The organism is Flavobacterium sp. GNP011, from assembly GCF_056428925.1.
In genome coordinates this window covers 79,998-100,266 of the sequence record NZ_JBWJVJ010000012.1, presented here as the reverse complement: position 1 = coordinate 100,266, position 20,269 = coordinate 79,998, and the positions used below count along the sequence as shown (strand labels likewise).

Here is a 20,269-nt window from a genome sequence, read left to right as displayed (position 1 = left end):
TAAATTAGAAATTGGAGTTTTTTTATTAGTTCTCTTCGTCTGTCATGTGTGATTTAGAGTAACCACGCCATTTTTCAATACAATCTTGAAAATCTTTAGGCAACTCAGTATCAAAACGCATCATTTCACCAGTTGTAGGATGAATGAATCCGAGTGTTTTTGCGTGAAGTGCTTGCCTTGGTAACGCTTTAAAACAGTTGTCTATAAACTGTTTGTATTTTGTAAATGTAGTTCCTTTCAATATCAAGTGACCTCCATAACGCTCATCATTAAATAAGGGATGCCCAATGTGTTTCATATGGGCCCGAATTTGATGTGTTCGTCCAGTCTCAAGCTGACAAGCTATTAAAGTAACGTATCCAAAACGTTCTAATACTTTATAATGCGTTACAGCTGGTTTCCCTATTTCAGGATCAGCAAAAACGGCCATTTGCATACGATCTTTCAAATGTCTAGCTAAATTTCCTTCTATAGTACCACTATCCTCTGCCACATTGCCCCAAACAAGAGCAACATATTCTCTTTCTGATGTTTTTGCTTCAAATTGCTTGGCAAGATGCGTCATAGCGGCTTCGGTCTTTGCAATGACTAACAAGCCTGATGTGTCTTTATCAATTCGGTGAACAAGTCCAGGACGTTCACTACTATTCATAGGCAAATTATCAAAATGATGGGCTAATGCATGAACTAAGGTTCCAGTATAATTCCCATGACCAGGATGCACTACCATTCCAGGTAATTTATTGATCAACAATAAAGTATCATCTTCATAAACAATATCAAGCGGAATATCCTCTGGAATAATATGATTTTCATACGGAGGATGCGAAAGCATAACTCGCACTATATCATGTGCCTTAACTTTGTAATTTGACTTAACCGTGGCATCATTTACAAAAATATTACCTTCACTGGCTGCAGTTTGAATTTTATTGCGGGTTGCATTTTGTATTAAACCCATCAAGTATTTGTCAATCCTTAAAGAGGCTTGCCCTTTAGGAACTTCAAACCTAAAATGTTCAAATAATTCGTCTTCTAAATCTATTGTATCTATATTATTGTTCATCAACTTGTATTTCTTCTATTGGTGCCGCAAGGGTATCTGCAGCGCTTTCTTCTTCTTCAAAACTCATTTTTCCATCTCCCAAGACCAAGTCAATTTTGGACGATTTAAGCACTCTATCACCTGCTTTCAAATTTCTTCCTTTGTATCGCATCTCAAGCACCATATCTTTTCCTAAGTTTGGTACGTATGTAATAGAACCTTCATCAAGTCCTAGCGCTTTTAAGGTAGGAACAGCTTCACGGTACGTTTTATTAACTAAATCAGGAATTCGTACAGATGAATATCCTGAGGTATTAATTTTTATATATATTTTTCTACCTACTTTCACCTTAGTACCTGGTGTAGGATCTTGTTCTACAACACTAAACTGAGGAAAATCACTTCTATAATCAACACTGTCTAATAGTTCATAGTCAAGATCAAGCTCATCGAGTTTTTCTTCTACCTGCTCCTCTGTTAATTTTCTTAAATCTGGAACCGAAATTTCATTACCGTGATCTGTGGTAAATGTAAGCCAATGCATGAATAAATACACTAAAGCAACAAGAATCCCAAGTGCTAAAATTACTTGAACAACAAAAACACGACTGGTAAGATACTTACGTAAACTCATAAAATAATTTTTAATTGTGGCAAAGATAAAGCTATTTCGTTTCAAAAAAAATGATAATTTTGTTTAATCGTTTTTAGGAATTATACGCGCTATTTTTTTGGAGCTTATTCCCGCTATCCGCTTGTATCTTTGCTTTTTTAAAGAAAAAAAACAAAGGATACCGCTGCTATCGGGGCTAAAACAAATCATAAGCTGTCTTACCTTTTTTAAACAAAAAACACATCACTTAAAACTGAATAAAATGAAAAATATTGCCATCATCATGGGCGGGTATTCCAGCGAATATAAAATATCACTCATCAGCGGAAACGTTGTCTATCAATACCTTGACAAGACAAAATACAATGGCTTTCGCATCCATATTTTTAAAGAAAAATGGGTTTACGTTGACGCAAATGATGCTGAATTTCCAATAGATAAAAATGATTTTTCAGCAACTGTTGCAGGCAACAAGATTAATTTCGACTGTGTTTTCAATGCCATTCACGGCACACCCGGCGAAGATGGATTAATGCAGGCCTACTTTGAACTATTGCACATCTCGCAAACTTCTTGCGATTATTACCAAGCCGCATTAACGTTCAATAAACGCGATTTACTGTCGGTTTTAAAACCATATGGTATAAAAACCGCTACTTCGTACTATTTAAACAAAGGCGATGTCATCAATACGGATGAAATCGTTGCTAAAGTTGGTTTGCCTTGCTTTGTAAAACCCAACAAAGCAGGTTCTAGTTTTGGAATTTCTAAAGTAAAAACTGCTGCCGAATTGCCTATCGCGATTGAAGTTGCTTACAAAGAAGACAACGAAATAATAATAGAAAGTTTCCTTGACGGAACTGAAGTTTCTGTAGGTGTTATCAATTATAAAGGAACAGTGACTGTTTTACCTATAACCGAAATCGTTTCAGAAAATGATTTTTTCGATTATGAAGCCAAATATTTAGGTAAATCACAAGAAATCACACCGGCAAGAATCTCAGATGAAATGACACAAAAAGTAAGTGATATAGCCAAACGCGCTTACGAAGTACTCAAAATGAAAGGTTTCTCCAGAAGCGAATTTATTATTGTAAATGAAGAACCACACATGCTTGAAATGAATACTATTCCTGGACTTACAACGGAAAGTTTGATTCCGCAACAAGCCAAAGCTGCAGGAATTTCATTGGAAGATTTGTTTACTAATGCGATAGAATTAGCTTTAAATAACTAACTTTCCATTATGACAGAAATCTTTGAATGGAACCGATTATTATTCAATGATCTACCGGAATCCTTCCTTTTAGAAGTCATTTTCCGTTCTACCATAATGTTTTCCGTTTTGCTATTGACATTAAAAGTAGCTGGCAAACGGGGTGTGAAACAATTATCCGTATTTGAAACGGTCATCATTATTGCATTGGGATCAGCAGCCGGAGACCCCATGTTTTATGAAAAAGTTGGTATCATTCCACCGATAACCGTATTTCTGGTTATTATACTTTTGTACCGATTAGTAACTTGGCTCACCGGAAAAAGTAAACGCTTTGAAGAGTTTATAGAAGGAAAAACCGAATGTATCATCAGCGAAGGGAAATTTTCAATCGCTACTTTCAAAAAGGAGAGCCTGGCACAAGATGAATTCTTTTCGGAACTTCGTTTGAAATCGATTGAGCATTTAGGACAGGTAAAAAATGCGTTTATGGAAACCAGTGGCGAAATCAGTGTTTTCTATTACGAAGACCACGAAGTCCAGCCAGGATTGCCAATTTTGCCTTTTTTATTCAAACTAAAAAGTAAAAAAATCCCAATAGAAGGTATGTATTCCTGTACGTTTTGCGGCAACACAGAAAGTCATAAACCAGGTAATGCCCTATGCAGTATTTGCACAAAGTCTGAATGGGTTGAGGCCATTCAAACAATCCGAAAAACCTAGTTCAACCCAAAGAAAATCATTTTGATTTAATTATAACTTGTACAATGAGAAAAGCCATATTCCCGGGTTCATTTGACCCAATCACTTTAGGACATGAAGACATCATCAAAAGAAGCTTACCCTTATTTGATGAAATAGTTATTGCGATTGGTGTCAATGCCGAAAAAAAATACATGTTCTCTCTAGAAGAAAGGAAACGATTTATTGAGGAGACTTTTAAGGATGAAACAAAAGTTTCAGTTATTACCTATGAAGGATTAACCACTGATCTTTGTAAAAAATTAAAAGCTGATTTTATCCTGCGTGGTTTGCGCAATCCAGCTGATTTCGAATTTGAAAAAGCTATTGCGCACACCAATCGTAGGTTATCAAAAATAGAAACGGTGTTTTTATTGACCGCAGCAAAAACGTCGTATATCAGTTCCAGTATAGTAAGAGATGTGATTCGCAACAACGGGCAATATGAAATGTTAGTTCCAGATGCGGTTCGGATAAAATAATACTTCTGATATCGATATAATTCGTTAAAAAGTCACAAAAACAAGTGTTCTAAAAGTAGAAATACATAATTTCCCATAAAAATAAAAGCCATCAAACATGAGTATAGAAAGAGAATTAAGCAAACGCAGCGGGTCAAAATGTGAACTATGCGGTTCAACTGAGAACCTAAAAGTATATCAAGTTTTACCTACCAAAAAAGGCGGACTTGACGAAAGTATTATGGCTTGTACGACGTGCATTGACCAAATTGAAAATCCAAATAACGTAGATTTAAATCATTGGAGATGTTTGAATGACAGCATGTGGAGCGAACATACTGCCGTGCAGGTTGTCGCGTGGAGAATGTTGAGTCGTTTGCGTGCTGCTGGATGGCCGCAAGAATTATTAGATCAAATGTATTTAGACGAAGATACCTTAATTTGGGCGCAAGCAACAGGAGAAGGTGAAGCAGATGAAAACAAAGTAATTCACCGCGATAGCAATGGTATAATTCTGGAAACAGGAGATTCAGTTGTATTAATTAAAGATCTAAAAGTCAAAGGCTCTAGCATGGTTGCCAAGCAAGGAACTGCCGTGCGTAACATTCGCTTAGACCATGAAAATGCCGAATATATTGAGGGTAAAGTGGATGGTCAGACTATTGTTATCATTACACAATACGTTAAGAAAATATAATTCTTTTTTAGTGAAAAGTGAGAAGTGAATGGTGAGTGATTCAGATTTACACTGACCTACAAAAGAATCATTGTTTAATATAAAAAAAATCGTTAGTAGTAAATTACAACACTAACGATTTTTTTATAAACACTAGAAAAGGAATCAGTATTTTTCCACTATTCACTTCTCACCACCCACTACTCTTCCTCTTTCTTAATCACTTTTCTGGCGACTTCAATCTTAAATTTCTTGCCTTTCATTTTTTCGTCTTTAATGGCGTGAAGTAAGTCTTTTACTTTGTTGAATTTTACGGCAGCAAATGAGATAAAATCTTTTACTTCGATTAATCCTAAATCGCCTTTTTCTAACTTCCCTTTTTGGGAAAAGAAACCTACGATATCAATTTTATTCAATTTATTTTTCTTTCCGCCACTGATGTAAATAGTTTGAAATTCGGGCGGTTTTGGCAATGAAGTATTGTTTTCAACTTTAAAAACTTCCATACCATAATCGATATACTCCATTTTTTTCTCACTTTCATGCGCAATAACATACGCCGTACCAGAAGCCAACATACGCGCTGTACGTCCGTTTCTATGCGTGAATTCATCTTCTTTAGATGGCAAATGATAATGAATAACATGATTCATCTCTGGAATATCAAGTCCACGAGCAGCCAAATCGGTTGTGATCAGATAACTGACACTGCCGTTTCTAAACTGGATAAGCGCGCGTTCTCTCTCGTCCTGATCCATTCCACCATGATAATATGTTGCATAAATTCCTTTTTCGTTCAAGGTATCACTGATACGTTCTGCTGCATCGCGGTGGTTGCAAAAAACAATAGCCGATTGTGACTTTAATGAACAAAGCAAGTTGAATAAACTGCTAATTTTGTCTTTTTCTTTCGAAACGACCATTTTCATGGAAAGATTCGTTTCAGCTTCATTCTCTGGAATAAAGTCTAAAATGGTCGGATTTACCACTCTCGTATATCTCGGAATCTCAATATCGGAAGTTGCCGAAACCAAAACACGTTTGTTCAGTTTTGTTAATTTCCCAATGATAAAAGACATTTGCTCATGAAAACCCAATTGCAATGATTTATCAAATTCATCCAAAATCAAGGTTTGAATTTTATCTACTCTGAAAGTTCCTCTGTCGATATGGTCGGCAATTCTTCCTGGAGTTCCAACTAAAACAGCTGGCGGATTGCTTAAATTCTTAATTTCAGTATCAATAGAATGCCCGCCGTAACAAACATTTACTTTATAATCGGTTCCCATTTTTTTCCAAACTTGCTCAATTTGCAACCCTAATTCACGTGATGGAACTAAAATTAAACATTGTACAGACAAAATCTCAGGCTGAAGCATTTCTAATATTGGCAACAAGAAAGCCAAAGTTTTCCCAGATCCTGTTGGCGAAAGCAATAGTACATTACTGTCATTCAAGATAGCATCTTGTGCAACTTCCTGCATTTCGTTGAGACTTTCGATACCTAAATTCAAAAGTATATTATTGGAATGGTGTTTCTTATTCATTTTTTCAATTTGGTGCAAAGGTAATTTATAATTGTGAGTAATTAATTTAGGATGCAGTATTTTCATTTATTAGCCTTAGAAAAACGAATTTTGTGTATCATTTTACGGACTAACTAAAAAAAAACTACATTTGAATTTCTATTTAAAAACCGTATCATGAGATTTTTTACCTTCTTATTTTTATTATCTGCCTTCTCCTCGTTTGCACAAAAAAGCAATAAATACAATACTTTTTTCGAAAAAGGGAATGGAAATCAGTCTGGGTCATACCAGGAAACAATTGCGTATTACAAACTTTTGGCAACTGATTTTCCTACTATAGAAATGCAAGAAATGGGACTGACTGATAGCGGAGAACCTTTGCATATAGTTGTTTTTAATCCGGAAAAGCAGTTTGATTTTGGAAACATCCAAAAAAACAAAGCGGTTATTTTACTCAATAACGGCATTCACGCAGGCGAACCAGACGGAATTGATGCATCGATGCAACTATTTAGAGATTTAGCTTTAGGCAAAATAAAAGCACCCAAAAATACGGTTATCGTTTGTATTCCAGTTTACAATATTGGAGGCGCTTTAAACAGAAATTCTACTTCAAGAGCCAATCAGGACGGACCAGAAATATACGGCTTTCGTGGTAATGCCAGAAACTATGACTTGAACCGTGATTTTATAAAATCTGACACCCGAAATACGAAAAGTTTTGTGGAAATATTCCATAAAATAAATGCCGATGTTTTTATTGACAATCATGTAAGTAATGGATCTGATTACCAGTACAAATTGACCTATATTATGACGCAACACAATAAACTAGGAACGGTTTTAGGTGACTTTTTGAATCAAGAAATGATGCCAGCTTTAGTAAAGGATTTACAAAAAAAGAATATCGAAACGACTCCTTATGTAAATGCTTTTCAGGACACACCAGACAAAGGTTTTGGACAATTTTTTGAAAGTCCGCGATTTGCCACTGGATACACCTCACTATTTAATACCATTGGGTTTGTGGTTGAAACGCACATGCTCAAAAAATACGCCGACCGTGTAAAAGTAACTTATGAATACATGCGTTCTGCAATTGACTTTACAGATGCTAATTATCAAAAAATCAAGCAACTTCGCATACAAAATGAACAGCAATACCAACCTAAAAAATCATACACCATCAAATGGGAAATTGACACCACTAAGGCATTTCCATTCTCTTTTTTAGGATACGAAGCTGGATACAAAAAAAGTGATGCGACCACAGGAAATCGTTTGTTTTATGATCGAACAAAACCGTTCAAAAAGGATATTCCATATACCACAGAATTCAAGTCCACCAAGGAAATAATCATACCAGAAGCATATATAATTCCAAAAGGTTTTTGGCCAGTAATTAGCTTATTAAAGAGTAATTCGATAACCTTCACAGAGTTTAAAAAAGACACCCTAATTGAAGTTCAAAGCTACAGGATTGCCGATTTCAAAACCACAAATTCTGCATACGAAGGCCACTATTTACATCGCAACACAACCGTAACTTCTAAAATGGAGAAAGTAGCTTTCGCCAAAGGAGATCTCGTTATTCCAACACGACAAAAGGGAATAAAATACGTTTTGGAAACATTAGAACCTGAGGCAATAGATTCATTTTTTAACTGGAATTTTTTCGACACCATGTTACAACAAAAAGAAGGATATTCTGATTATGTATTTGAAGATTCAGCCGCCAAAATTTTACAAGAAAACCCAACAATAAAGTCGGAATTTGAGCAAAAAAAACAAAGTGACACTGCCTTCATGAATAATCCCGAAGCGCAATTAGACTGGATTTATAAACATTCTGTTTACTATGAAAAGGCCCATTTACAATATCCTGTGTATCGCATTTTAAAATAAAGAAAAGCTCCTATTTCAGTAGCTTCTCTTCTTCAAACAATAATTTTATATTCTCATAGGAGTTTTTCAATGCCTCTTTTATTTGTTCTGGATTCATCCACGCTACTTTTTCAATTCCTTCTTCTAATTGTCCTTGAGGTGTTCCTTCGAAATCAGATTGCATTTCAAACCAGTGTGTAACTTTCAGCTTATACTTGCCATTTCTTTTAAAAACATGATACGTTTTTTGCAATTTGTGAGAAATTGACAACCTATTTACACCTGTTTCCTCCTCTACTTCACGCATTGCGGTATCCTCAATATCCTCTCCTTTCTCGATTCCACCCTTTGGTAAATCCCATTTTCCATTTCTAAAAATAAATAAAACCTCACCCTTTTTATTGTATACTAGTCCGCCACCAGCTTTACAAACAGGAATTTTAGCTTTCAAAGTCTTCATAATCAAGGACTCATCCGGATGATACAAATAGGCCTTGTTTATTTTATTTTGAAAAATTTTCACTATAAGATGTTCAATATCAATACTTTCTAAGAGAAACAATTGAAAATCTGTTTCCTTTGAAATATGATTTGTCAAAAAAAGTGGTTTGTCGTTAACAAAAACTTTATACATTTGTGGTATGATTTTTAATAAAGATACAGCCGAAAAAACAGCCGAATTTCTATTGCAAATAAATGCAATTAAATTGAATCCAAGAAATCCTTTTACATGGGCTTCTGGATGGCAATCCCCAATTTATTGTGACAACCGTTTAATCCTTTCATTTCCAGCAGTTAGAAATTACGTTCGCGATGAATTTTCCAAAAATATTGAGAAACAATTTGGAAAACCAGATGTAATTGCAGGAGTTGCCACGGGAGCAATAGGCATAGGAATGCTCGTAGCAGAGAGTATGGGCTTACCATTTGTATACGTAAGACCTGAACCAAAAAAACATGGCAGACAAAATCAAGTAGAAGGTTTTTTACAAAAAGGTCAAAATGTTGTTGTAGTTGAAGACTTAATCAGCACCGGAAACAGTAGTTTACAAGCTGTTGAAGCCTTGAAAGAAGCTGGAGCCAATGTGAAAGGTATGGCAGCAATTTTTACATATGGTTTTAATGTAGCTGAAGAAAATTTTAAAAATGTAAATGTTGATTTGTTTACCTTGAGCAATTATTCCAATTTATTAACTTTAGCTGTGGCCAAAAGGTACATTACTGATGAGGAAGAACAAACATTAAGAGAATGGAATGTAAGTCCGTCAACTTGGACCATCGAAGTTTAAAAAACAAAATTAAAACGATATAAAAATGAACTTAGAAAGTCCAAAAGTTACTGTAGAAAAATCTGCCCAACAATTGTTTGAATTATTGAGTGATGTTAAAAATTTTGAAAAGCTAATGCCGGAAAACATTGCTAAATTCGAAGTTATCGGTGACGATGCTTTTATTTTTGGATTAAAAGGGATGCCAGAAATAAAATTAAAAATGAAGGAAAAAGTGGCACCTAACAAAATAGTTTTAGGCGCAGCAAGTGACAAACTTCCTTTTACATTGGTGGCTAATATTGATGAAGTTTCTGCCACGTCAAGTGCTGTAAAACTTGATTTCGAAGGTGATTTTAATCCAATGATGGCGATGATGATCAAAGGGCCAATTGGTAAATTTATCGAAACATTGGCAACAAATATGAATAAACTATAATTTTTATGCTCAAATTAAAAAAAAGTCTTTAAGTAAAATCTTAAAGACTTTTTTTTTAATACAGCATTTGAATTTCTTTAATATCAAATTCTTGTACGCTATCATCCTCAGTTAAAAGTCTTAATTTACCTATTGAAGATACTCCTTTTATTATTCCCATAAAAGTAGGTCCGTTTGGAAAGCAAAATGCCATTGGCACTTCTTTTTTAAACAAAAACCTAGTATATTCTTCAGAGTCTAACTCATTATTTTGAGGCCAATTTTTAGTCTTCTCTTTCATACTATTTACAATTTCAGTAACTAAAACTTGAATATGAAAGGCTCTATTTGTAACACATGCAAGAGAAGATGCTTTTGGTAGATTTTCAAAGTTAGTTTGGTTCACATTCAAACCTAAACCTACAATTGAAAAAATAGAACCATCACTTTTTATACTATTTTCAATCAAGATGCCACCTATTTTTTTATTATCTGACATAATGTCGTTAGGCCATTTTATACTTAGTTTAGGGATTTGATACTTTTCTAAAACAGTTATAACTGCTAAGGATACAGCAATATTTAAATCAAAAATAGCATCTACATTAAAAATAACATTTTTAACCAAAACACTCATTATTAGATTCTTACTTTTTTCAGAAGCCCAAATGGCTCCCATTTGACCTTTTCCTTTTGATTGACTTTCAGCAGTAACCACTGTGAAATTTTCTAAGTCATGTTTGCTCGCAAGGCCTTTAAGGAAGTCATTAGTTGAATCTATGGCATCGAGTTTGATTAGTTTCATATGTAGTTTTTTGTGAAACAGAATTTAATATTGTGTTAAGGTTCAAAAATAATCACAAAAAATGGTAACTTTACAAACTTATATAAAAATAATTCATGGCGAAAAAGACTATAAACAATGATATCCTTCTGGCAAACATCATTAAAGGAATAGAAGAAGTAAAAGGAAATGATATTACAATCCTAGATTTAAGAGAAATTGACACTGCAGTATGTGACTACTTTGTAATCTCAAATGGAAATTCAAACACACAAGTTAATGCAATTGTAAATTCAATTCAAAAGACAGTTTCTAAAGAATTGAAAGACAAACCTTGGCATGTAGAGGGAACTGATAATGCTGAATGGGTTTTAATGGACTATGTAAATATTGTAGTTCATGTATTTCAAAAACACATTAGAGAGTATTACAACATCGAAAGCTTATGGGGCGATGCTAAAATAACAACCATAGAAAACAAATACTAAAGACACATATCCGTAGTAATGGCTAAAGAAAATAATCCAAATCCGAATAAGTTTAAAGTAAGCCCTTGGCTTGTTTACACTTCAGTAATTTTAATTCTTTTATTTATCAGCATAAGTTTTCAAGGAAATGGGCTAAATGAGCCGGGACAATTGACTGCTTCAAAATTCAACGAATACTTACAAAAAGGACAAATTGAAAAAGTTATTGTTTATAATAAAACGGAAGCAGAAGTATTTTTGAATGCAAAAGCAATCAAAGAAACTGAGCATAAAAAAGTATCTAAAGATGTTTTTGATAGAGAAAATAAAGGTCCTCACTACACATTTGACATTGGTAATGATCAAATTTTTCAAAACAAGTTAGAAAAAGCAGAGGCTGAAGGAAAGTTAAAAGTTTATAGCTTTAAGGTAAAAAATAATTGGTCAGACATCTTTTTAAGTCTATTACCGATAATTATAATTATCGCGGTATGGATTTTTATCATGAGAAAAATGTCTGGTGGCGGTGCTGGCGGTGGTGGACAAATATTCAATATCGGTAAATCAAAAGCGAAACTTTTTGATGAAAAAACGGATATCAAAACAACATTTAAAGATGTAGCGGGACTTGAAGGTGCAAAAGAAGAGATACAAGAAATTGTAGAATTTCTTAAAAACCCTGAAAAATATACCAATCTGGGTGGTAAAATACCTAAAGGTGCCTTGCTAGTAGGACCTCCAGGAACTGGAAAAACATTATTAGCCAAAGCTGTTGCCGGGGAAGCTCAAGTACCATTTTTCTCTTTATCAGGTTCTGATTTTGTTGAAATGTTTGTTGGTGTAGGTGCATCACGTGTAAGAGACTTATTTAAACAAGCTAAAGAAAAATCACCTGCCATAATTTTTATTGACGAAATTGATGCTGTAGGTAGAGCAAGAGGTAAAAGCAACATGTCTGGCGGTAACGACGAGCGTGAAAACACGTTGAACCAATTATTGACGGAGATGGATGGTTTTGGAACCAACTCAAATGTTATTGTACTTGCTGCTACAAACAGAGCTGATGTACTAGATAAAGCTTTAATGCGTGCTGGTCGTTTTGACAGACAAATTTTTGTAGACTTACCAGACATTCGTGAAAGAGCCGAAATATTTAAAGTACATTTAGCTCCTTTAAAAAAAATTGAAGGTCTTGATACTGACTTTTTAGCCAAACAAACTCCAGGTTTTTCAGGTGCTGATATTGCAAATGTATGTAACGAAGCTGCTTTAATAGCTGCTAGAAACAACAAATCTGCAGTGGATAAACAAGATTTCTTAGATGCTGTTGATAGAATTGTAGGCGGTTTAGAAAAGAAAAATAAAATTGTAACTCCAGAAGAGAAAAAAGCAATTGCAATACACGAGGCGGGTCACGCAACTGTGAGCTGGATGCTAGAGCATGCTGCTCCTCTAATCAAGGTAACAATTGTACCAAGAGGTCAAAGTTTAGGTGCAGCATGGTATTTACCAGAGGAAAGACTAATTGTACGTCCTGATCAAATGCTTGATGAAATGTGTGCTACAATGGGTGGTAGAGCTGCTGAAAAAGTAACTTTTGATAGAATATCTACTGGTGCCTTGAGTGACTTAGAAAAAGTAACAAAACAAGCTCGCGCTATGGTTACCGTTTATGGTCTAAATGATAAAATAGGAAACGTAACCTATTATGACTCGACTGGTCAAAGTGAATATAACTTCTCTAAACCGTATTCTGAAGAGACTGCTAAGGTGATTGACGAAGAAATTTCTTTACTTATAGAAAGCCAATATCAAAGAGCCATTCAAATTCTAGAAGACAATAAAGACAAGCTAAATCAATTAGCCAACATCTTAATAGAGAAAGAAGTAATATTTAAAGATGATCTTGAAGCCATTTTTGGAAAAAGAACATTTGACAAAAACCTTGAAGAAGTGGTGTCATAAATAACTCATAATAGCAATTATTTTTAAAATCTTAATTCAAAAACTATTTTTGAATTAAGATTTTTTTATCTTTGAACGGTTTTTATACCTTTAATTATTGTTTTCAAAAATAAATATGAGTCTTTTTAGAAAAATTTTTGGTTCAAGTCATCCGGCTGCTGAAGAGCAAAAAGAAAGTGAATTTAGTACATACTATACTGAGCCTACTGTATCTATAGACGAACAATTTATTTTTAATTTCAAAAAAAACGGTGGTAAATTTTTATACTGTGAAAACAATTTAGAAGTTACCGAGCAGTTTGAAAACATACTTGAAGAAAACGACTGGTTTGAAAGTGAAGTCCTTTGTTACGATCCTGAACTTTTCCAGTTACTTGATGACAATAAACTTACTTATGACAAACCTGAAAATCCTAAATTTTTGTTGTCAAGTTGTGAAAGTTTGATTGCCGAAGAGGGTTCTATATTGTTTTCATCCAAACAAATCAAACAACACAAACCAAACGAACTTCCTACCAACATCATTATTTTGGCAAAAGCCAGCCAAATTATGGGGACAAAAAGTGATGGTTTAAGTGCCATCAAGAAAAAATACGAAAGAGATTATCCAACTAATATTTCAACTATAAAGTATTTCGAAAAAGCCAAAGAAGAGGACTTCACTCAATATGGAAGCTCCGCAAAGAATCTATATTTACTGCTTTTAGAAGATCTTTAAGATGAATGAAACTCTAAAACGAGGAATATCAGGAGTAGTTTATATTTTATTACTACTCACTTCTATCTTATATTCAACTGAAACTTTTTTTTTACTTTTTGGTATATTTTTACTAATTACCATATACGAATTTTGTAATCTAGTTCAAATTCACAAAGTGTTTCCAATTATTTTTGGTTTTTCATTGTACACCACAGTAGCACTTGTGAGCCATTATAACCAAGAAACTGTTTCTTTTTTAAAGACTAATTTTGACTTAGATGTAGACTTAAACATCAATATTCAGCAATTAAATATTGTTTTACTGGTCATTGCTCTTGTTGTAACTTTAAAATGTATTCTTTTTTTATTTTACGATTCTATTCAAAAAATTAATACTTCATCAAAATATCTATATCTTTTAGGATACATCATTTTACCTTTTGTATTTATTACCAAAATATCTTTTGGAGTTATTGATTACAATCCTAAAATTATAATTGGACTATTTATACTAATTTGGACTAATGACACCTTTGCGTACATTGTTGGTAAATCCATTGGAAAAACCAAATTATTAGAAAAAATATCGCCAAAGAAAACAGTTGAAGGTTTTCTAGGTGGCCTTATCTTTGCAGTTCTTGCAGGATATTTAATATCAAAATATTATATTAGAGCCAAACCAGAGTTTAGCGAAAGATCAATACTAATTTGGACATCAATAGCTGTTATTGTTGGGGTTGCAGGAACAATTGGAGATTTAATTGAATCTAAATTCAAGCGCATTGCAAACGTAAAAGACAGCGGAAACATCATGCCGGGTCATGGAGGTATACTAGATCGACTAGATAGTGTTATATTTGTAGCACCATTAATATTTTTATTCTATCAAATTTTAAATTATGTTTCATAAAGAAGGAACCCAATCTATTTTACTAGGCACCATTTTTACTGCGGTTGTCCTTTTATTGTCTGACAATTTAATTGAGGCCAACTGGCTCAAAATGACTGTTCAAATACTAGCTCTTTTGCTATTGATCATTATTTTACAATTTTTTAGAAATCCTAAAAGAACTGTTATCATTAATGAGAATCATATAATTGCACCTGTTGATGGTAAAGTTGTGGTTATAGAAGAGGTATATGAAGGAGAATATTTTAAAGATAAAAGACTTCAAGTATCTATTTTCATGTCGCCAATAAATGTTCATGTTACTCGATATGCCTTGAGTGGAATTGTTAAGTTTAGTAAATACCATCCTGGTAAATTTCTTGTTGCTTGGCACCCTAAGGCAAGTGAAGAAAATGAAAGAACAACAATTGTTGTAGAAAACAGTACTTTTGGAGGTGTCCTTTACCGTCAAATTGCTGGTGCGCTGGCACGTAGAATTGTAAATTATGCTGTAGAAGGAACTCAAGTAACTCAAGGTACCGATGCTGGATTTATAAAATTTGGATCAAGAGTTGATATTTTTTTACCTTTGGGAACTCCTATTAATGTGGAATTGAACCAAAAGGCTATTGGAGGAAAAACTATTATTGCAACCAAAGCATAATGACCAAAAAGGATTTAGATACTTTATTCCTAGAAGCTGTAGCTAAAGCAGCTGCTATGACACAAGCATCTCTACCACAAGATGTACAATTGCGCTTATATGCTTTTTACAAACAAGCAACGTATGGCACTGTTGATTTAAGACAAAATTCATCCTATCATTTGAGAGATGCATTCAAAACTAACGCTTGGATGCAAATAAGTCATTTGTCACCAGATGAAGCAAAAGAATATTATATTGAAATCATTGACTCACTTATAAAATCATAATTTACCCATGAAAAAAGCATTTTATGTGTTGCCATTAGTTTGTGCAACAGTTTTTATAGTATCCTGTAATGAAAAAAAATTAATAGAAGTTGTTGAAGTCCCCTTGCCTACTGCTACAGAGCAAAAAACAGTTATGGGATCGCCTGATAATGTAAAAGCTGATGAAGGTTCGTTTCAGTTAGAAAAACTGCCGTATGCGTATGATGCGCTAGCTCCGAGCATATCAGCTACTACAATGGAGTTACATTACTCTAAACATTATTTAAATTACACAAATAATTTAAATAGTGCCATAAAAGGAACTCCGCTAGAAAACTTAACCATAGAAGAAGTGCTAGCAAAACTAGACCCTAATGATGCTGCAATGCGTAACAATGCGGGAGGATACTACAACCACAGTTTGTTTTGGAAATGTATGGGTCCAAAAGCTGGCGGTGAGCCTAAAAATACTTTAGCTAGTGCCATGATAACTGATTTTGGATCTTACGGTAATTTTATGTCTCTTTTTAAAGATGAAGCTACAAAACATTTTGGTTCAGGTTGGGTTTGGCTAATTGTAGATAAAACAGGTAAATTACAAGTTACAACAACTACAAATCAAGACAATCCTATGATGCGAAATGCTCTTGTTCCAGGAACACCAATTCTTGCACTTGACTTATGGGAACATGCCTATTATATGGATTATCAATACCGAAGAAAAAACTACGTTGATAATTTTTTTAATATTATCAACTGGAATAAAATTGAAGAAAATTATACTGCTGTAGCCATTAAATAATTCTCTTAAAAAGAAAAAAAGCTGCTAAAAATTTTAGCAGCTTTTTTTTATCCTTACAACTGTAATATGAAAGATTCTAATGGATTTATCTTTATTTGCAAGGTTCCTTCTCCTTGAAAAACGTTTAGTTGTGAAGAATACATCTGATACAATTGATCTTTTAAAGTATATGAACCATCTATTAATTGCCACTTTTTAATAATCTCTTTTGGAATTTTAAGTTCAAAAGTACTTGTGGTCACTGATGAAAAATTAGTAGCAACAATTAATTTTTGCTCTGTAGACCAACGGGCAAATGAAAAAATACTTTCGTCATAACCTTTTGTAAATTGACGGTTTTGAGTATCCAACTCCTGATAATCGCCCATCAATGCGGAACTATTCAAAGAAAAGTTAAGAAGTCTTTTGTAAAAATCTCGCAACTCTTTTTCGTTTGCTGTTAATAACGCTCCATCAAATTTGCCATTATTCAACCAGCGCTGGTGATTTGGCACACCAACATAATCAAAAATTGATGTTCTTGAATGTGTTCCAAATCCAGCATTTTCATTGCCAGCTTCTCCAACTTCTTGACCAAAATAAACCATAGTAGGAGCTGAACTTATAGTTGTTGAAGCTACCATCAATGGTTTTCCTTTTTCAGCTGATCCAGCAAATTCTGGACTTGCTAAACGCTGCTCGTCATGATTATCTAAAAAATGAAGCATGTGGTTTTCAATGTCTTTTAAACCATTCTGAATTTCTACCAACCGATCTGGTGTAGCTTGACCTTTTATGATGGCTTTCAAGGCGTCATACGTCTCTACTTTGTCATACAAATAATCCATTTTACCTAGATGGATGTAATTTCTATATTCTTTTGGGTTGTAAACTTCGGCTAATAGAAAAGCTTCTGGATTTTTCATTTTAATGGCTGAATTCATATAACTCCAAAATTCATAAGGTACCATTTCGGCCATATCAAATCGGAAACCATCTACCCCTTTTGCTGTCCAATACAAAGCTATGTCTTTGAATTTAACCCACGAATTGGGTACATTTTTATTTTTCCAAAATTCAAAATGTTCCTGAACTGTTTTTTTGTCATATCGTGCTGGAAGTTCTGGAAAATCTTTGGACCCATCCGGACGAATACCATAATTTACTTTTACGGTCTCGTACCAATCATTCTTATCTGGTTTAGCCTTTCGGGAGCCATTTCCAGTCCATTTTGCTGGATTTTCTTCAAATTTCCCATCAATTAACGGATGAACTTCTCCGTTTAATGGTGCATTCGTATCAGGAACTTCAAATTTAGTATTTGGAATATAATAAAAGTTGTTATCTCTTTTATACTCAACAGTAGTATCATCATCAGCACCAAAATCCCGAACTCCTTCTGGATTGTTTTTACCCTCGTACTTGCGGGCTATGTGATTTGGTACAATATCAATAATCACTTTTAATCCCGCTTGATGCGTTCTATCAATAAGTGCTTCAAATTCTTGCAATCGGTTTTCAGGATTTACTGCTAAATCTGGGTTAACATTGTAATAATCTTTTACAGCATAAGGCGATCCTGCTCTACCTTTCACAACTTCTGGGTCATCATTAGAAATTCCGATAGCGGTATAATCCCCAATTAAAGCATGATGCGGCACTCCCGTGTACCAAATATGACTTACACCCAAATCCTTTATTTCTTGCAAGGCTGTTGTTGTAAAATCGTTGAACTTCCCTACTCCATTTTCTTCAATAGTTCCCCAAGGTTTGTTGGTGGTATTTTTATTTCCAAATAATCGCGTAAAAACTTGATACACGACTTCTTTTTTACGTGCAACAGGTTCTTTTTGAGTTACATTCATTTTTAAATCAGTTGTTTTGCAGGCTATTGCCAATAATCCCATGCCTACACCCGCAACAATAGTTCTTTTTTTCATCATAGTTATCATTAATGCTGATGTCAATAGGTCTTACACCAAATGGACATCAGATTTTAAATTTAATATTTTTTATACTAGATGAAGTGAAAAACAATTAAAATTATACCATTCTAAGTGCTAGTGAACAAACTACAACGAAAGAGTAGTTTTATTTGTTGATAACTTTTAGCAGCTAAACCTATCCTTTAAAGTCCGTTTTGACTAATTATAAATAAATCCTAATATGGATTAGGATTGTTTCCTTTTTCATAAATTTGACAAAAATTAAATCCATTGAAAAAAACACTTTTTTTCCTTACTCAACTAGTCGTTTTATTGATTTCGCAGTTTGTTTTGGCGCAAGCCCCAAAAAAAATCAACATAGAAAACTCTGATTTTGCTGAAGTAAATCAAACTGAAGTTGCTGATGCTTTATTACTCATAGGTAACGTTCGTGTCAATCATGACGGAATTGTCATGACTTGTAATAAAGCGTATTATTTTCAAAAGGAAAATTACATCAAAGCTTTTGGTAATGTTCAAATGGTTCAAGGCGACACTTTGTTTTTGAACAGTAAATACGCCGAGTACAATGGAAATGTAAAAAAAGCATATGCTTCTGGTGACGCAGTTATGAGTTCGCCAGACGCAACGTTGGTAACAGATATTATCAATTTTGACCGAAATATTCAGGAAGCGTATTACGATACACCGGGAACAATTACCAATAAAGACAATACACTAAAGAGTAATTCAGGCAGGTATTATGTAAAAGAAAAGAAGTTTCAATTCCTCACTGCAGTTACGATTACCAATCCTACCTATGTGATCAAATCAAATCACTTGGATTATTTTAGTAATTCGGGACATTCGTATCTTTTAGGCCCCTCAACAATTACCAGCAAAGCCAATTATATTTATACCGAAAAAGGTTTTTATGATACCAAAAAGAACCTAGCACACTTTCTAAACAAATCTTATATCAAGTATGACGATAGAGTAATTAAAGGTGACAGTTTGTATTATGATAGAAACAGAGAATTTGCATCGGCGACTCGAAATGTAAAAATAACAGATTCTATAAACCGCGGTATTGTCAAAGGGCATTATGCCGAAGTGTTTAAAAAACAAGATTCTATGTATGTTACTAAAAGAGCGGTGGCAGTAAATTTTGTCGAAAATGACTCGGTTTATATTCACGGAAAAAAACTAATGGTCACTGGAAAAGAAGGAAACAGAATCATTAGAGCCTTTAATAACGTCCGATTTTTCAAAAAGGATATGAGTGGGAAATGTGATTCCATACATTCTAGTACTAAAATGGGACTGACAAAAATGATAGGAAATCCAATACTTTGGAACGCTGAAAACCAAATTACGGGTGACATTATGCATTTGATAGGTGATAAAACCACTCAAAAATTAGACTCACTTAAAGTACTCGAAAATACTTTTATTCTCTCAAAAGACACCTTGGGAACAGGATACAATCAAGTCAAGGGACAAAATTTATATGGGAAATTTCTAGAAGGAAAATTACACGATGTTGATATTATCAAAAACGCAGAAGTCATTTACTACATGCGTAATGAAGCACAAGAATTGATAGGAATTAACAAAAATAAAAGCAGTAAAATAAATTTAGTATTGGCTGATAATGAGATCGAAACCATTACTTTTTTTCAAGAAGTTGATGGAGATATTTTCCCCGAAAACGAACTGCCCGAAAATGCTAGAAAACTAAGAGGATTAGTATGGCGAGGCGACGAACGTATAAAATCAAAGGACGATATTTTTCCTCCCGAAGAAAATGAAGACAATGAAAAAATTGCTAAAGCCACTAAATCAGCTCAAGGCAAAGGGAATATTCCGATAAAAATTAGGAAAGAAACACTGAATTACGATAAAAAGAAAGTAAAGAAGTAGTTTCAGTTTACAGTCACAGTGAACAGTATCAGTTTTCAGTAAACAGTCACAGTAAAGAGCTGCCAATAACAA

Annotated in this window: 21 protein-coding genes; 15 read left to right on the top strand and 6 right to left on the bottom strand. The window is 33.9% G+C overall.

What is annotated here, in order from left to right; genetic code table 11:
- Positions 1–25: 25 nt before the first annotated feature.
- Positions 26–1,066, bottom strand: a complete 1,041-nt coding sequence (locus AC061E_RS10965; protein ID WP_478286286.1) for an RluA family pseudouridine synthase — start codon at positions 1,064–1,066, stop codon at positions 26–28.
- Positions 1,056–1,679 carry a PASTA domain-containing protein gene (locus AC061E_RS10960; protein WP_478286285.1) on the bottom strand — a complete coding sequence of 208 codons (624 nt, stop codon included), beginning with the start codon at positions 1,677–1,679 and terminating at the stop codon, positions 1,056–1,058. The genes AC061E_RS10965 and AC061E_RS10960 overlap by 11 nt, the downstream gene beginning before the upstream one ends.
- Positions 1,680–1,920: 241 nt before the next feature.
- Here AC061E_RS10960 and AC061E_RS10955 point away from each other — a divergent pair, with 241 nt between their 5' ends.
- The 4 genes from AC061E_RS10955 to AC061E_RS10940 all read left to right on the top strand — a co-directional run bounded on the left by AC061E_RS10955 (position 1,921) and on the right by AC061E_RS10940 (position 4,773).
- Positions 1,921–2,895 carry a D-alanine--D-alanine ligase gene (locus AC061E_RS10955; RefSeq protein ID WP_478286284.1) on the top strand — a complete coding sequence of 325 codons (975 nt, stop codon included), beginning with the start codon at positions 1,921–1,923 and terminating at the stop codon, positions 2,893–2,895.
- Between the two features lie 9 nt (positions 2,896–2,904).
- The gene (locus tag AC061E_RS10950) at positions 2,905–3,597 is read left to right on the top strand and encodes a DUF421 domain-containing protein (protein ID WP_478286283.1); all 693 of its coding nucleotides are present in this window, start codon (positions 2,905–2,907) and stop codon (positions 3,595–3,597) included.
- 44 nt (positions 3,598–3,641) lie between these two features.
- On the top strand, positions 3,642–4,097 hold the full coding sequence (coaD, locus tag AC061E_RS10945) for a pantetheine-phosphate adenylyltransferase (protein ID WP_144892624.1): 456 nt from the start codon (positions 3,642–3,644) through the stop codon (positions 4,095–4,097).
- Between the two features lie 97 nt (positions 4,098–4,194).
- Positions 4,195–4,773, top strand: a complete 579-nt coding sequence (locus AC061E_RS10940) for a PhnA domain-containing protein (RefSeq protein ID WP_478286282.1) — start codon at positions 4,195–4,197, stop codon at positions 4,771–4,773.
- A 179-nt stretch (positions 4,774–4,952) separates the two neighbouring features.
- Here the strand turns inward: AC061E_RS10940 and AC061E_RS10935 are convergent, their stop codons facing one another.
- Positions 4,953–6,299 carry a DEAD/DEAH box helicase gene (locus tag AC061E_RS10935; RefSeq protein ID WP_478286281.1) on the bottom strand — a complete coding sequence of 449 codons (1,347 nt, stop codon included), beginning with the start codon at positions 6,297–6,299 and terminating at the stop codon, positions 4,953–4,955.
- 156 nt (positions 6,300–6,455) lie between these two features.
- Here AC061E_RS10935 and AC061E_RS10930 point away from each other — a divergent pair, with 156 nt between their 5' ends.
- The gene (locus tag AC061E_RS10930; protein WP_478286280.1) at positions 6,456–8,186 is read left to right on the top strand and encodes a M14 family metallopeptidase; all 1,731 of its coding nucleotides are present in this window, start codon (positions 6,456–6,458) and stop codon (positions 8,184–8,186) included.
- A gap of 10 nt (positions 8,187–8,196) precedes the next feature.
- Here the strand turns inward: AC061E_RS10930 and AC061E_RS10925 are convergent, their stop codons facing one another.
- Positions 8,197–8,799: an NUDIX hydrolase gene (locus AC061E_RS10925; RefSeq protein ID WP_478286279.1), complete on the bottom strand. Its 603-nt coding sequence runs from the start codon at positions 8,797–8,799 to the stop codon at positions 8,197–8,199.
- Between the two features lie 7 nt (positions 8,800–8,806).
- On the opposite strand from AC061E_RS10925, the gene pyrE reads away from it, so the two are divergent.
- Together pyrE and AC061E_RS10915 are read left to right on the top strand one after the other, a co-directional pair.
- Positions 8,807–9,454, top strand: coding sequence for an orotate phosphoribosyltransferase (gene pyrE, locus AC061E_RS10920; protein WP_478286278.1), 648 nt, complete (start codon positions 8,807–8,809; stop codon positions 9,452–9,454).
- Positions 9,455–9,479: 25 nt separating this feature from the next.
- Positions 9,480–9,872, top strand: a complete 393-nt coding sequence (locus tag AC061E_RS10915; protein ID WP_478286277.1) for an SRPBCC family protein — start codon at positions 9,480–9,482, stop codon at positions 9,870–9,872.
- Between the two features lie 55 nt (positions 9,873–9,927).
- On the opposite strand, the gene AC061E_RS10910 is transcribed toward AC061E_RS10915, so the two are convergent.
- On the bottom strand, positions 9,928–10,656 hold the full coding sequence (locus AC061E_RS10910) for a biotin--[acetyl-CoA-carboxylase] ligase (RefSeq protein WP_478286276.1): 729 nt from the start codon (positions 10,654–10,656) through the stop codon (positions 9,928–9,930).
- A gap of 95 nt (positions 10,657–10,751) precedes the next feature.
- On the opposite strand from AC061E_RS10910, the gene rsfS reads away from it, so the two are divergent.
- The 7 genes from rsfS to AC061E_RS10875 all read left to right on the top strand — a co-directional run bounded on the left by rsfS (position 10,752) and on the right by AC061E_RS10875 (position 16,370).
- A complete protein-coding gene (gene rsfS / locus AC061E_RS10905) occupies positions 10,752–11,123 on the top strand; it encodes a ribosome silencing factor (RefSeq protein WP_086453765.1) in 372 nt (123 codons plus the stop codon).
- An 18-nt stretch (positions 11,124–11,141) separates the two neighbouring features.
- The gene (gene ftsH, locus AC061E_RS10900) at positions 11,142–13,067 is read left to right on the top strand and encodes an ATP-dependent zinc metalloprotease FtsH (protein WP_478286275.1); all 1,926 of its coding nucleotides are present in this window, start codon (positions 11,142–11,144) and stop codon (positions 13,065–13,067) included.
- Positions 13,068–13,182: 115 nt separating this feature from the next.
- Positions 13,183–13,785 (top strand): lactate utilization protein B/C, encoded by a 603-nt coding sequence (locus AC061E_RS10895; RefSeq protein WP_478286274.1) that lies wholly within the window; start codon positions 13,183–13,185, stop codon positions 13,783–13,785.
- A 1-nt stretch (position 13,786) separates the two neighbouring features.
- Positions 13,787–14,677 (top strand): phosphatidate cytidylyltransferase, encoded by an 891-nt coding sequence (locus AC061E_RS10890; RefSeq protein ID WP_478286273.1) that lies wholly within the window; start codon positions 13,787–13,789, stop codon positions 14,675–14,677.
- Positions 14,667–15,320, top strand: coding sequence for a phosphatidylserine decarboxylase family protein (locus AC061E_RS10885; RefSeq protein WP_478286272.1), 654 nt, complete (start codon positions 14,667–14,669; stop codon positions 15,318–15,320). The genes AC061E_RS10890 and AC061E_RS10885 overlap by 11 nt, the downstream gene beginning before the upstream one ends.
- Entirely contained in the window at positions 15,320–15,589 is a 270-nt protein-coding gene (locus AC061E_RS10880) for an acyl-CoA-binding protein (protein WP_478286271.1), read from the top strand. Before AC061E_RS10885 ends, AC061E_RS10880 begins: the two co-directional genes overlap by 1 nt.
- Positions 15,590–15,596: 7 nt before the next feature.
- Entirely contained in the window at positions 15,597–16,370 is a 774-nt protein-coding gene (locus tag AC061E_RS10875) for a superoxide dismutase (protein WP_478286270.1), read from the top strand.
- A gap of 53 nt (positions 16,371–16,423) precedes the next feature.
- Here the strand turns inward: AC061E_RS10875 and AC061E_RS10870 are convergent, their stop codons facing one another.
- Positions 16,424–18,292 (bottom strand): alpha-amylase family glycosyl hydrolase, encoded by a 1,869-nt coding sequence (locus AC061E_RS10870; RefSeq protein WP_478286269.1) that lies wholly within the window; start codon positions 18,290–18,292, stop codon positions 16,424–16,426.
- A 273-nt stretch (positions 18,293–18,565) separates the two neighbouring features.
- Here AC061E_RS10870 and AC061E_RS10865 point away from each other — a divergent pair, with 273 nt between their 5' ends.
- A complete protein-coding gene (locus AC061E_RS10865; protein ID WP_478286268.1) occupies positions 18,566–20,197 on the top strand; it encodes an OstA-like protein in 1,632 nt (543 codons plus the stop codon).
- The last annotated feature ends 72 nt before the right edge of the window (positions 20,198–20,269 follow it).